General features: G+C 32.0%; 12 protein-coding genes and 1 tRNA gene. 7 read left to right on the top strand and 6 right to left on the bottom strand.

The features are described from left to right. Positions 1-222: 222 nt before the first annotated feature. Together ES044_RS11555 and ES044_RS11550 are read right to left on the bottom strand one after the other, a co-directional pair. Positions 223-768, bottom strand: a complete 546-nt coding sequence (locus ES044_RS11555; protein ID WP_223813553.1) for an outer membrane beta-barrel protein — start codon at positions 766-768, stop codon at positions 223-225. 132 nt (positions 769-900) lie between these two features. Beyond that, complete coding sequence (locus tag ES044_RS11550; RefSeq protein WP_147119465.1) at positions 901-2,286, bottom strand: dipeptidase; 1,386 nt, start codon at positions 2,284-2,286, stop codon at positions 901-903. Positions 2,287-2,398: 112 nt separating this feature from the next. Here ES044_RS11550 and ES044_RS11545 point away from each other — a divergent pair. Together ES044_RS11545 and ES044_RS11540 are read left to right on the top strand one after the other, a co-directional pair. Then, positions 2,399-2,480: transfer RNA gene (locus tag ES044_RS11545), tRNA-Leu, on the top strand. Positions 2,481-2,551: 71 nt separating this feature from the next. Then, positions 2,552-3,532, top strand: coding sequence for an NADPH:quinone oxidoreductase family protein (locus ES044_RS11540; protein WP_147119464.1), 981 nt, complete (start codon positions 2,552-2,554; stop codon positions 3,530-3,532). Here ES044_RS11540 and ES044_RS11535 read toward each other — a convergent pair. Next, on the bottom strand, positions 3,529-3,978 hold the full coding sequence (locus ES044_RS11535; protein ID WP_147119463.1) for an acyl-CoA thioesterase: 450 nt from the start codon (positions 3,976-3,978) through the stop codon (positions 3,529-3,531). The two genes, ES044_RS11540 and ES044_RS11535, sit on opposite strands and share 4 nt — an antisense overlap. 72 nt (positions 3,979-4,050) lie before the next feature. After that, on the bottom strand, positions 4,051-6,189 hold the full coding sequence (locus ES044_RS11530; protein WP_147119462.1) for a carboxy terminal-processing peptidase: 2,139 nt from the start codon (positions 6,187-6,189) through the stop codon (positions 4,051-4,053). A 243-nt stretch (positions 6,190-6,432) separates the two neighbouring features. On the opposite strand from ES044_RS11530, the gene surE reads away from it, so the two are divergent. The 5 genes from surE to ES044_RS11505 are packed head-to-tail and all read left to right on the top strand — an operon-like array spanning position 6,433 to position 11,111. Continuing rightward, positions 6,433-7,203 carry a 5'/3'-nucleotidase SurE gene (gene surE / locus ES044_RS11525; protein WP_147119461.1) on the top strand — a complete coding sequence of 257 codons (771 nt, stop codon included), beginning with the start codon at positions 6,433-6,435 and terminating at the stop codon, positions 7,201-7,203. Then, positions 7,191-7,478: a hypothetical protein gene (locus ES044_RS11520; RefSeq protein ID WP_147187172.1), complete on the top strand. Its 288-nt coding sequence runs from the start codon at positions 7,191-7,193 to the stop codon at positions 7,476-7,478. The genes surE and ES044_RS11520 overlap by 13 nt, the downstream gene beginning before the upstream one ends. Continuing rightward, entirely contained in the window at positions 7,478-8,590 is a 1,113-nt protein-coding gene (lpxB, locus tag ES044_RS11515) for a lipid-A-disaccharide synthase (RefSeq protein WP_147187171.1), read from the top strand. The genes ES044_RS11520 and lpxB overlap by 1 nt, the downstream gene beginning before the upstream one ends. A 5-nt stretch (positions 8,591-8,595) precedes the next feature. Next, the gene (locus ES044_RS11510; RefSeq protein WP_147119458.1) at positions 8,596-9,063 is read left to right on the top strand and encodes a C40 family peptidase; all 468 of its coding nucleotides are present in this window, start codon (positions 8,596-8,598) and stop codon (positions 9,061-9,063) included. A gap of 35 nt (positions 9,064-9,098) precedes the next feature. Beyond that, positions 9,099-11,111 carry a ComEC/Rec2 family competence protein gene (locus ES044_RS11505; RefSeq protein ID WP_147119457.1) on the top strand — a complete coding sequence of 671 codons (2,013 nt, stop codon included), beginning with the start codon at positions 9,099-9,101 and terminating at the stop codon, positions 11,109-11,111. A gap of 12 nt (positions 11,112-11,123) precedes the next feature. Here ES044_RS11505 and ES044_RS11500 read toward each other — a convergent pair whose 3' ends face one another. Both ES044_RS11500 and ES044_RS11495 read right to left on the bottom strand, forming a co-directional pair. Then, positions 11,124-11,672, bottom strand: coding sequence for a thioredoxin family protein (locus ES044_RS11500; RefSeq protein WP_147119456.1), 549 nt, complete (start codon positions 11,670-11,672; stop codon positions 11,124-11,126). 124 nt (positions 11,673-11,796) lie between these two features. Then, positions 11,797-13,338, bottom strand: a complete 1,542-nt coding sequence (locus ES044_RS11495; RefSeq protein WP_147119455.1) for a peptide MFS transporter — start codon at positions 13,336-13,338, stop codon at positions 11,797-11,799. Between the last annotated feature and the right edge of the window lie 5 nt (positions 13,339-13,343).

Raw genomic sequence — 13,343 nt, 5'->3', positions numbered from 1 at the left:
CAATTATTGATTCTAATTATATAATTCTTGACTCTAATTCTGCAATACGTTTTTTGTCGGAGTTCAATTTATAATGCTTTGATACAAAGGAAACAAACACAATTTAAAAGCACTAAAAATCAAACATATAATTGTTACCTAGTAACTAACAAATGTTAACAAGAACGTTCTTTTTCCTAAAAGCAAAGATAGAATTGTTAATAACTAGCTCTTTTTTGAAATCTAGGCTGAATAGTTACGATTATAGTTGATAAAAGCAGCAAAATCAAGAAAAAGAGAAAGTCTGTTAGATAGTTTAAATTGTGGCGTAAAACCTATGCTTAAATGAGTAATAAGGTCACCACCGTTATCAGTAGGCTCAATTACATTTAAAGAAGAAAATCCTCCACCTACGTGTACTAAAACGTTAAAACGATCTGTCCAGTTTTGAAAATCTAAAACATTACCTAAATTCACCACACCTTCTATAGAAGCTCTATAAAGATTTGATTGAAAAGGTAAACTAGTACCTGTTTCAGAAAAACTATTGTAGCCTAAACCTAAACGCAAACCAAATTTTTCATTAAACATATAGCGAACGCCAAAACTAGCTTGAAACAAAATATCGGCATTATAACCATCACTTAAGGGCGCACCTATTTCATAAATTCCTGCACCTAAATCTATTGACCAATGGTCAAAATTCTCTTTTCCTGTATTGTTTTCCTGTGCATTTAGTTGGTAAGAATAACAACATACCAGTACTAATCCTAAAAGTAATTTCTTCATAATTTTCATTCCCCAATGAGTTTTACTAATCTATAACAGATTAACGATATTTTTAGAATATAATAACGAAAGATTATTCCAATAGTTTCTTTTACTCGTTAAAAAGTAATAGGTGGTAGTTGTATTGTTTTTTTAATTCAGTTCTGTAAAATACTTGTAAAAGTAAGGAATAGTTTCGATACCTTTTAAATAATTCCAAACTCCAAAATGTTCGTTTGGAGAGTGTATCGCGTCAGAATTTAATCCAAATCCCATTAAAATAGTTTTACTTTTTAATTCTTGTTCAAAAAGAGCTACTATAGGAATACTACCTCCACTTCTTTGTGGAATTGGTGTTTTGCCAAACGTAGTTTCATAAGCCTTACTTGCCGCTTGATAGGCAATAGTATCAATTGGGGTAACATATCCTTGCCCTCCGTGATGCGGTGTTACTTTTACTTTTACAGATTTTGGTGCAATATTCTCAAAATGAGTTTTAAATAATTCTGTAATTTCTCTCCAATCTTGATGAGGTACCAAACGCATAGAAATTTTTGCGTAGGCTGTGCTTGCAATTACTGTTTTTGCACCTTCTCCGATATAACCTCCCCAAATTCCGTTTACATCTAAAGTGGGTCTTATAGAATTGCGTTCATTTGTAGAGTATCCTTTTTCGCCAGCTTCTGCATCAATATCTAGTGCTTTTTTATAATTTTCTAAATTAAAAGGAGCTTTTGCCATTTCTGCTCTTTCTTCTTTTGATAATTCTTGAACTGCATCGTAAAAACCAGGAATCGTAATATGATTATTTTCATCGTGCAAAGAAGCAATCATTTTTGATAAAATATTGATAGGATTTGCAACTGTGCCCCCATACAAGCCAGAATGTAAATCTCTATTGGGTCCTGTAACCTCTACCTCAACATAACTTAAACCACGCAAACCAGTTGTAATTGACGGAATGTCATTGGCAATCATACCAGTATCTGAAATTAAGATGACATCATTTGCCAGTTTTTCTTTATTTCTAGGTACAAACCAAGCTAAACTTTCTGAACCAACTTCTTCTTCACCTTCAATCATAAACTTTACGTTACAAGGTAAATTTCCGGTGGATGTCATATATTCAAGCGCTTTTAAATGCATGTACATTTGTCCTTTATCATCACAAGAACCACGGGCAAAAATTGCGCCTTCAGGATGAATATCTGTTTTTTTAATGATCGGTTCAAACGGAGGTGAAGTCCATAATTCTATAGGATCGGCGGGTTGCACATCATAATGCCCGTATACTAAAATTGTAGGCAGATTTTTATCGATTATTTTTTCTCCATAAATAATTGGGTATCCTGGAGTTTCGCACATTTCAACTTTATCACATCCTGCTTTTTTAAGACTTTCTAAAACAAAATCTGCCGTTAATAAGACCTCTTTTTTAAAAGCTTTGTCTGCACTAACAGACGGAATTTTTAATAATTCTATTAATTCGTCTAAAAATCGTTGCTTATGTTCTCTTATGTACGTTTTTATGGTATTCATGGGTTGTTTTTTAATTTACATCAAAAATAGAAAAATAATAATGAACTGCTTTGTAGTTTCTGATGATTGTTTATATTTGCAAACCAAAAAGACAGAGTTATCTGTTAATTAAGCAGGCGTGGTGGAATTGGTAGACACGCTAGACTTAGGATCTAGTGCCGCGAGGTGTGAGAGTTCGAGTCTCTCCGCCTGTACAAAAAGCTTCTCATCACAGAGAAGCTTTTTTTTTCTCATAAATTCGCTTATCTTGTTAAAAATTACGTTTATGAAAGCTATTGTTTGCAACAAATTCGGGACACCAGATACTTTACAATATCAAGAAATAGAAAATCCAGCACCTAAAAAAGAAGACGTTTTAATTGCTGTAAAAGCTTGCAGTGTAAATTTTCCGGACACCTTAATAGTTCAAGGGAAATATCAGTTTAAACCAGCATTTCCTTTTTCTCCAGGGAGTGATGTTGCAGGAATCGTAGAAAAGGTTGGCGAAGCTGTAAAACATTTTAAAGTAGGTGATGAAGTTGTAGGCTTTATTCCTTTTGGAGGTTTTGCAGAAAAAGCGATTGTAAAAGCGAAAGACTGTTTTCCTAAACCTAAAGGAATGTCTATGGTCAACGCCTCTGCTTTTTTATTGGCGTATGGCACTTCTTATCATGCTTTAAAAGACAGAGCCAATTTACAAAAAGGAGAAACAATTTTAATTTTAGGCGCTTCTGGTGGTGTTGGTTTAACCGCTTTAGAGTTATCAAAATTAATGGGTGCAAAAGTAATCGCTGCTGCATCAACAAAAGAGAAACTAGATTTGTGTAAACAATTCGGTGCCGATGAGGTGATCAATTATACCGAAGAAAATTTAAAAGATAAAGTTAAGGAATTGACGAATGGTAACGGTGTCGATGTTATTTACGACCCTGTTGGTGGTCATTTTTCTGAATTAGCTTTAAGAGCAATTGGCTGGAAAGGTAGGCATTTAGTGATTGGTTTTGCAAATGGCGAAATTCCTAAAATACCCATTAATTTAACCTTGTTAAAAGGAGCAAGTATTGTGGGTGTTTTTTGGGGCGCATTTGCTCAAAAAGAGCCGAAAAAGAGCTTCGATAACATACAGCAATTATTAACTTGGTTTGCAAAAGGTGATTTAAAACCACATATCGATACAATTTACGCGCTAAAAGACGCACCAAAAGCGCTAGAAGCGATGATGAATAGAAAAACGAAAGGCAAAATTGTAATTAATATGGAACTTTAACTTTTAGATTTTAGAATAATTTTCTCAAAATCGACTGTTTTTTCGGCATTTAAAAATAAGTTTTGAGCTTCTACAGGCGGTATTGTTAGTTTTCTTTTTGTTAAATCTATCCAAGCTCCATACACTTTTATAATCGCAGCTAACTTTCCTGCTTCATTAAAAACTTCATGTGTAATTTTCCAACGTTCATTATTTGCAGAAAGTCCGGATAGTTTCATGTTTACGCTAATGTTTTCTCCTAAGTGAATTTCTTTTCTAAAAGACGTTTCTTCCGTAAAAAGAATCGGTCCAAGATTATGTTTGGTCAACTCAACAATAGAAAAGTTTTGTTCGGCAAAATAGCGCACTCTTACTTCGGCAGCATATTCATTATATGCCGTGTGGCGCATGTGTCTGTTTGGGTCAAAATCTGACCATTTTGTAGGGAATGTTATTTGGTAGCTCATGGTGTAAAATTAAAAAAAGCCTGCTATATTTAAAAAATATAGTAGGCTTTTATTGATGTTTATAAGTAAACTTTAATTTTTAATCATTTTAGATTTTTCTCTTAACTTTAGTTCACTTAAAACAGCTAAAGCTTCAGAAACGTACATATCTTTCGATAGGTTTTTATGCCAAGCAACTCTTTTGTCTTCTAAATCTTTATTACTAGAAAATAAAGATTGCTCGTATTTAGGAGATTCAAACGTTAAGCTTGATTTGTAATCGAACACAGATTTAAATTTATCTGCTTCTTTTTCTCTTTCATCACTTTGCTTTAAAAACTTTTTATAATTTAAAGAGTAAGAAGTGTCTTCTTGATTCTTTTTTAACCATTTTGCATATTCATTTACCAATTTAAAGTTGGTATCAGCCGCAATTCTTTCTTTACTCTTGTAAATAACGTCGTTAAAGTTCGCATACGAATTAGTCTGAGTATATTTTGCTTGAGGTACTTTATCCCAAGCCAAAGCGCCTTCTAAATCGCGTTCACCAAACTTCATATAACTAAACCTACTTGGCATTGCAATATCAGAATAAACGCCTTCTTTTTGTGTAGAACCACCATTTACTCTATAAAATTTTTGAATGGTCATTTTTAAATATCCTAAATCTTGCTCGTACTTCGGATAAAACTGATTGATTGGTAAAATATTTTGCACAGTTCCTTTTCCGTAGGTTTGATTACCGCCTAAAATAACCGCTCTATTATAATCTTGCATTGCTGCTGCAAAAATTTCTGATGCAGAAGCAGAAAATTCATTCACCAAAACCACAACAGATCCTTCCCATTGCACTTGCGGATCAATATCATTTTTAACAACCGGATTTTCGCCTCTATATTTTACTTGTACAATTGGGCCTTGATTGATAAACAATCCTGATATTTCGATAGCCGTTTTTAAAGAGCCGCCACCATTATTTCTTAAATCAACAATTAAACCAACAACACCCTCACTTTTTAATCGTTCAATTTCTTTCTCCATGTCTTTGGCAGAATCTCGATAATTATTATCGGTAAAATCGATATAAAAACTAGGTAAATCGATGATTGCATATTTTTTGCCATTCTTTTCAACAATACTAGATTTTACAAAAGTTTCATCTAGCTGAACTACATCTCTTATAATAGAAATTATTTTTGTAGAACCATCCATTTTTTTCTTTACGGTTAATCTTACTTCCGTACCTTTTTTTCCTTTGATAAATTTAATAGCATCTGTTAAGCGCATTCCTACAATATCTAAAGGTTCTTCATCTCCTTGTGCCACTCTTAAAATAATGTCACCAGCTTCTAATTCTCCTTGTTTAGATGCAGGACCGCCGGCTACCAAATCAGAAACATGCGTGTAAATTCCTTTTTCTTGTAAACGTGCGCCAATTCCCTCTAGTTTTCCAGACATGGTTTGGTCAAAATTCTCTTTTTTTGTAGGATCCATATACATGGTATGAGGATCAAAAGCACCTACCACAGAATTTAAAAAGGTAGAAAACCAATCATCATTTTCTAGTCTTTCTATTCTCATATACAATTCATTCATGTTCTCTAGCACCTCTTTTCTAGCTGCTATTTCAAGAGCTGTAAAAGATTTAACTTTATATTTTTTATCTTTTTTAAGTTTTTCTTCTTGCAAATCAGTTTGCTCTTGTATTCTTCCTAGCGTTTGTAATTTTAGTTGTTTTCTCCAATAATCAATCAACTCGCTATCGTTTTTTGCAAAAGGCAATTTTGTGTAATCTATATTAACGGATTCATCCTTATCAAATTGAAAAGGTTGCGCTAATAAATCTCCATAATATGATTTTGCATTTCTAATTTTACTTAAAAATCGATTATAAACCAATTGATAAAAAGATAAATCGTCTTGTAATAATTGATTATCAATTTGATATTTATATTGCGAAAACTTTTTTAAATCTTCTTGTGTAAAATAGCGCTTACTCGGGTCTAAAGCATCAATAAAAGAAGTGTAAACTAATTCAGAAAAATCATCATTTAAATCTTTTGCAACATAATGACCTCTGGTTAAAATGTTTTTTAAAACATATACTAATACTTTATCTTTTTCAGGATCAATGTTTGGGTTATCCTTTTGGTTTTGTGCATTAAAACTAAAACTCGTTAACAATAAAACAATTGCTAAAAAACTGATACTAAACTTATAGTTTGTTTTCATAAATTTACTGTTGTTATTTGTATTTTATAATAACCAATGGGCTAAAATTGTGCCATAAATTAAATTCTTACAATTTTACGAATAATTAGTCTTTTTTATTCTTTACAAAATGTTAAAAAGAAAATCGCATAAAATAAATTATATTTGCTTTAAAGATATAAAATTCATTCTTAAAATTGAATATTTGAGCTAAATTGATGCTAAAAATCAATTTTAGGATGTAAACTTAAATTTAAAAATCGAATGCAAGAAAGACCTTTAATTTTAGTGACAAATGACGATGGCATTACAGCTCCAGGAATCAGAGCGCTTATTAAAATAATGAATAAAATTGGAGATGTCGTTGTGGTAGCTCCCGATAGTCCGCAAAGCGGAATGGGGCACGCAATTACAGTAGATAATGTGTTAACATGCAATCCTATAACTATTGACGACGGACCTCAATTAGAGTATACCTGTTCTGGAACGCCAGCAGATTGTGTAAAAATGGCAATTAGTGAAATTTTAAATAAAAGACCAGATTTATGCGTTTCTGGTATTAATCATGGAGCAAATTCATCTATTAATGTAATTTATTCCGGAACTATGAGTGCCGCAATTGAGGCAGGTATAGAAGGGATTCCTGCAATTGGTTTTTCGTTATTAGATTTTAAATGGCACGCAGATTTTAAGCCCTCTGAAGATTTTATAAAAAAAATTACTTTAAATACCTTATCCAATGGTTTGCCAGAAGGGATTGTTTTGAACGTAAACATTCCTAATCTAAAAAAAGAAGAAATTAAAGGAACTAAAATTTGTAGACAAGCCATGGGCGTTTGGAAAGAGATTTTCGATAAACGTAAAAGTCCTTTTGGTAAGGAGTATTATTGGCTTTCTGGTGAGTTTGTAAACAACGATAAAGGGCAAGATACAGATGTATATGCGTTAGAAAATGGTTACATTTCTATTGTGCCGGTTCAGTTTGATTTAACGGCGCATCATATGATTCAAAAATTGAATTCTTGGGAACTGTAAAAAAAGATATTTTAATAGGCATTTTAATTTCCTTATTTGCAACTGCGGCTGGTTGTTTTTTATATGTAGAGTACTTTTCTAGATTCGGATTTAGGGAAACCATACAAATGATAGAAGACGGAGACTTGTATGGTAAGATTTTATCTATTGCTGCAATTCCTAATTTATTTGTATTTTTTATTTTTATCAAAAAAAAACAAGATAATAGAGCAAAAGGAGTCTTATTAATGACGATTGCAATTGCTTTAACAACCTTAATTTTAAAGTTTATTTAATGAAATATTACATTATTGCAGGTGAAGCTTCTGGAGATTTACATGGTTCTAATTTAATGAAAGCGCTTTATAAAGAAGATGCAGCCTCAGATATTCGTTTTTGGGGTGGAGATTTAATGCAGAAAGCAGGCGGTACGCTTGTAAGTCATTATAAAGATAGAGCTTTTATGGGCTTTTTTGAGGTTTTACGAAACTTGAATAAGGTTTTGGTGTTTATTAAATTTTGTAAAAAAGATATCGAACAATTTCAGCCAGATGTTGTTATTTTTATCGATAACTCTGGTTTTAATTTACGCATTGCAAAATGGGCAAAGCAAAAAGGATTTTCAACTAATTATTATATTTCTCCGCAAGTTTGGGCCAGTAGGCCAGGTAGATTAAAAGGGATTAAAAGAGATGTTGATAAAATGTTTGTAATTCTTCCTTTTGAAAAAGAATTTTATGAAAAATATGAATACGAAGTAACTTTTGTAGGGCATCCTTTAATTGATGCCATTGCTGATAGAAAACAAGTAGGCGAATATAAATTTCGAGAGGAGTTTAAGTTAGGTAAGCAACCTATAATTGCATTATTACCGGGAAGTAGAAAACAAGAAATTATAAAAATGCTTTCTGTAATGTTGTCTCTCGTTGATGATTTTTCAGCATATAAGTTTGTAATCGCAGGTGCGCCAAGTCAAGATTTTTCTTTTTATGAACGCATTATTGGTGATAAAAAAGTGAATTTTATTGATAACAGAACGTATGACTTATTGTCGGTTTCAACAGCTGCCTTGGTAACTTCTGGCACGGCAACTTTAGAAGCTGCTTTGTTTAAAATACCGCAGGTTGTTTGTTATAAAGCAGGCTCGATCTCGTATCAAATAGCAAAAAGAATTATTACGCTAAAATTTATTTCTTTGGTTAACTTAATTCTGGATCGGGAAGTGGTTACCGAGTTAATTCAGAATGATTTTAACAGATCGACGTTAAAAGAAGAACTCACTAAAATTTTGGATGATACCCATCGAAAAAAAATGTTTTTAGCTTATTTTGAGTTAGAGAAAAAGTTAGGAGGAAAAGGAGCCTCCCAAAAAACAGCAAAATTAATTGTGAAAGGGGTAACGGAGTAAAGGGTATGAAAAAAGGTTTGGTGATCTTGTTTTTTTCTTTGATTTTAGGTGGCTGTGCTTCCTCTAAAGAAAGGAGCAACAAACAGGTTTCTAAAACAGATAAAATCGTTGCAAACGCATTAAAATACAAAGGCGTAAAATATAAATTTGGTGGCACAACCAAAAGAGGAATGGATTGTTCTGGGGTAATCTTTGTTGCCTTTGGCAAAGAAAATGTTCTATTGCCAAGAGTTTCTAGAGACATGGCAAAAAGAGGAAAAAAAGTCTCTTTGCGCAAAGCTAAAAAAGGCGATTTATTATTTTTTAAAACTCAAAAAAGTAAACGAAAAATTAATCATGTGGGTTTAATTATGGCGGTAAAAAACGGACAGATTTGGTTTATACATGCCACGAGTTCTAAAGGCGTAATTGTTTCTTCTCTGTCACAGAAATACTGGAAAAAAGCGTTTGTAAAAGCAACTTCGATTCTTTAAAAAGTTTTATTTTATTTGAGTATCTTTAGCTGGCTATGAAAAAGTTACTCGAATATTTGCCACTGCATTTAGTTGTATTTTTAATTGTAGGAATTCTGCTGCAGTTTTATGCAAGTTTTTGGCAGTTTGGTTTTTTAAATTTATTACTATTATTGCTATCAATAACCTTCTTGTTATGGTGGGTTCCGAGTAAAATCATCAGAACTTTATTGTCTTTTTTATTGTTTTTTTTTGTAGGGATTTCCGCCGTTTTTGTAAACAATAATGCAAACTATAAAAATCATTATAAAGTCTATTTACATGATACTGCTAGTGTTACTTTAAAAGTAATAAAGGTTTTAAAATCGGGTGCTTATAACGATAAATTTCAGGCTGATGTTATACAAGTTGATGGTGTAAAAACAAGAGGCAGCATCTTATTAAATATTTATAAAGATAGTATTTCTAATCATCTTAAGGTTGATGAAATTTTGTACACAAAATCACTTTTTACAGAATTAAGTCCGCCATTAAATCCGCATCAATTCGATTATAAACTTTATTTAGCAAAGCAAGGAATACATCAACAAGTCTTTTTAGAAAAAAGAGACTATAAAAGTTTAGGATTTAATCGTTTTTCTTTGGTTGGTTTTTCAGCTAAATTTAGAGATAAAATTGAAGAAGCACTTTTAAAATATCATTTTAAAACAAATGAACTGGCCGTAATTAATGCATTGTTATTAGGGCAGAGACAAGATATATCTAAAGACTTAATTAATGATTATTCTAAAGCAGGCGCCATTCATATTTTAGCCGTTTCAGGCTTGCATGTTGGTATTATCTTACTCATTTTATCTTTTATATTTAAGCCAGTAGAGCGTTTTAAGCACGGAAAATTTATAAAATCGATTTTAATTATTTTAATTCTTTGGATGTTTGCTTTTATTGCCGGCTTGTCTGCCTCTGTGGTTCGGGCAGTTACCATGTTTACTTTTTTAGCAATCGGCAACGCCTTTCAACGAAAAAAAGTAACAGAATTTTCTTTGATTGCTTCGATGTTTTTGCTTTTATTAATAAAGCCTCTATTTTTATTTGATGTTGGTTTTCAAATGAGTTATTTGGCTGTTTTTGGTATTGTTTGGATACAACCAAAACTGTATAAAATATATACGCCTACCTATAAAATTGAAAATAAAATTTGGCAATTAATAACGGTTTCTATCGCTGCGCAGATGGGTGTTGTACCTTTAAGTTTGTATTATTTTCATCAGTTTCCGGGGTTGTTTATGCTTTCTAATTTAATTATAATTCCTTGTTTGGGAACTATTTTAATTGGCGGAATTCTGATAATTTTTATGGCATTATTAGGAGTTTTACCGCAATTTTTAGCTTCAATGTATGGGTTTGTTATTTCGGTAATGAACGGTTTTGTCAGTTGGATTTCTAGACAAGAATATTTTTTATTCAAAGATATTTCTGTGTCCTTTTTAATGATGATGGCAGCTTATGTACTGATTGTTTTAGGGGTAAGTTTTTGGATAAAAATGTCTCCTAAAAAAGGAATCTACTTTTTAGGAGCTGTGTTGCTTTTTCAAGGCGTTTTTCTATTTGAAAATTATCAAAAAAACACTAAAAAAGAGTTTGTTGTTTTTCATAAAGGTATTGCTTCTGTTTTTGGCTTCAGAAATGGAGCCGCTGTAAAAATCTATCATAATTTAGATATTATAAAAACAAAGCATTTACATATAATTCAAACCTATGCAGTTGGCGAAAATGTAAAGCCAAATTTTGTTGCAGAAATTCCAGCTTTTTTTAGGGTTAGAAAAAAGAATATTTTGGTGATTGATAGCTTGGGTGTGTATCCTGTTCATGGTTTAGAAAAACCAATCGTTATTTTACAGCATTCTCCTAAAATAAATTTAGAACGATTGATTAAAACACTAAATCCAAGTCAAATTATTGCAGACGGTTCTAATTACAAAAGCTATGTAAAAAGATGGGAAATAGGATCTAAAAAACTAAAAGTCCCTTTTCACTATACTGGTGAAAAGGGATCGTTTAGGTATTAAATATTTTGAAAACTAACTTTTAAATTTCGGCTCAAACGTTTTATAATAGGCATCAAAGGTTTCTTGAGTTTTTAACTCTTTATGTTTGTCTGTGAAAAATAATTTAAGGTAAAACTCTAATTGCTGGGGTTCATAAAAACCTTTTAACGGAATTATAAAGTCTCCTGTTTCACTTAAAAAAGCAATGGTTGGGTATGCGTTTACGCCCATATAGTTTGCAAATTCGTGTGCACTATTTCTAGTTTGTGCTTTTGCTGCATCGTAATTAGGATTCTTAAAAGTTTTTTCTTGATAATGTACAGTTTCATTCCCTTCACCATTAAATTTAACGGCGTAATAATGCTCATTAACATAGCTAGCTACATCGTTATTCTGAAACGTTTTTTTATCTAATAATTTACACGGTCCACACCAATTTGTGTAAATATCGATCATTATTTTTTTAGGATTTTCTTTTTGAAGTTCTAAAGCCTCGTTTAAAGAAACCCAATTAATTTTTTGTGCCGTTATGTTGCTGCTTAAAAAAGCTAAAATTGCCAGTGCTATAAAAGTTCTCTTCATGTTATATGGAGTACAAATGATGTGCCAAATTTATAAATTATTGGATGGCGCGCATTAATTCGGTATCAAACGGAAAAAACAAAACCCCATAAATTTAAGTTTATGAGGTTTGGTTTGATGTTGTTTAATGTACTTTGCCCATTAGTTTTTTCATTAAAGGCGAGAATATAATAATGATTAATCCAGCACCCACCGCATATTTCGAAATAAGTAAGAAACCATCTGTGTAAATAGCTAAGGTATCTAAACCACCAACATTGGCATCCGTACTTTCTACAGCTAGTTGTTTGCCTATGAAACCTACAATTTGAAAAGCATATGCAGATGATAAGAACCAAATTCCCATCATAAATGCGACTATTTTTTTAGGTGATAAATCTGTGATTTTTGACAAACCAACGGGCGACATAAATAACTCTCCGATAGACAAAATTAAATACATAACTAATAAGTATGCAAAAGGAACCATACCGTTTTCATCGGCATTACCTTTACTTAAAGCTAAAATATAAAAACTAGCTCCTGCTAATAATAAACCTAACCCAAATTTGTAGGGCGTTCTAGGGTTTAAGTTTTTCTTTGATAAATATCCCCATAACAATGAAATAGGAATTGCAAGAATGATGATAAACATCGAGTTTAACGAGTTTGTTTGAGCAGCGGTCATAATACCATCTAAAGAAACGTTTCTAGATGCAAACAATGTAATTACACTTCCTGATAGTTCATGAAAACCCCAGAACATGGTCATAAAAAATGTAATTAAAACTGCCATAAACAATTTTTTACGTTCCTCTAAAGTAGCTTTTAACATGATGCTTCCTAAATAGATAACAATTGTAATTCCGATTATTTTAAAAATTAACCCTACAATGGTTTCATCTCCTAAAAATGAATCTCCTCCCATAATAGCTTCGTAAGAAGATAAAATGTAGGCAATTACGGGTACAAAAAGTATGGCAATTATTGGAATCAATGTCTTTTGCGGAATTCCGATAACTGGTTTTTCGTATATTTCTTTGCTTGGAGGTAAACCTTTATCACCAAAAACATTCTTTTTTATACCGCTCCAAAAGAAAATTAATCCAGCCATCATGCCTATTCCTGCCAAACCAAATCCGTAATGATAGCCATATTTTACGGCTAACCATCCACATAATAATGGAGCAACCCAGCCGCCTATATTTATACCCATATAGAATATAGTAAATCCAGAATCTTTTCTTACATCGCCATCTTTATATAAAGCTCCAACAAAGGTTGATATGTTGGGTTTAAAAAACCCGTTACCAACAATAATAAAGGCCAAGGCTAAAAAGAAAGCAATATCATTTTCAACTGCTAAAACAAAATGACCAATAGACATTAGAATTCCGCCTAAAAAAATAGAACTTCGCATTCCTAATATTTTATCAGAAATTTGACCACCAATTACAGTAGAAGCATACACTAAAGAACCATAAGATGCATAAACAGCTGCTGTGGCATAATCTCTATTAGATAATGATTTAAAAATTTCTTCAACCATGTAAAGCGTTAGCAACGCTCGCATACCATAGAAACTAAAACGCTCCCATAATTCTGCAAAGAATAAATAAAATAACCCTTTTGGATGTCCAAATAGTTGCGGGTCTTCTGCAGTTGCATTCACTCCTTTGTCTAACATAATTA

The sequence above is a fragment of the Polaribacter sp. IC066 genome, from assembly GCF_007997085.1.
Taxonomy (GTDB): Bacteria; Bacteroidota; Bacteroidia; order Flavobacteriales; family Flavobacteriaceae; genus Polaribacter.
This window is presented reverse-complemented; position numbering and strand designations above follow the sequence as displayed.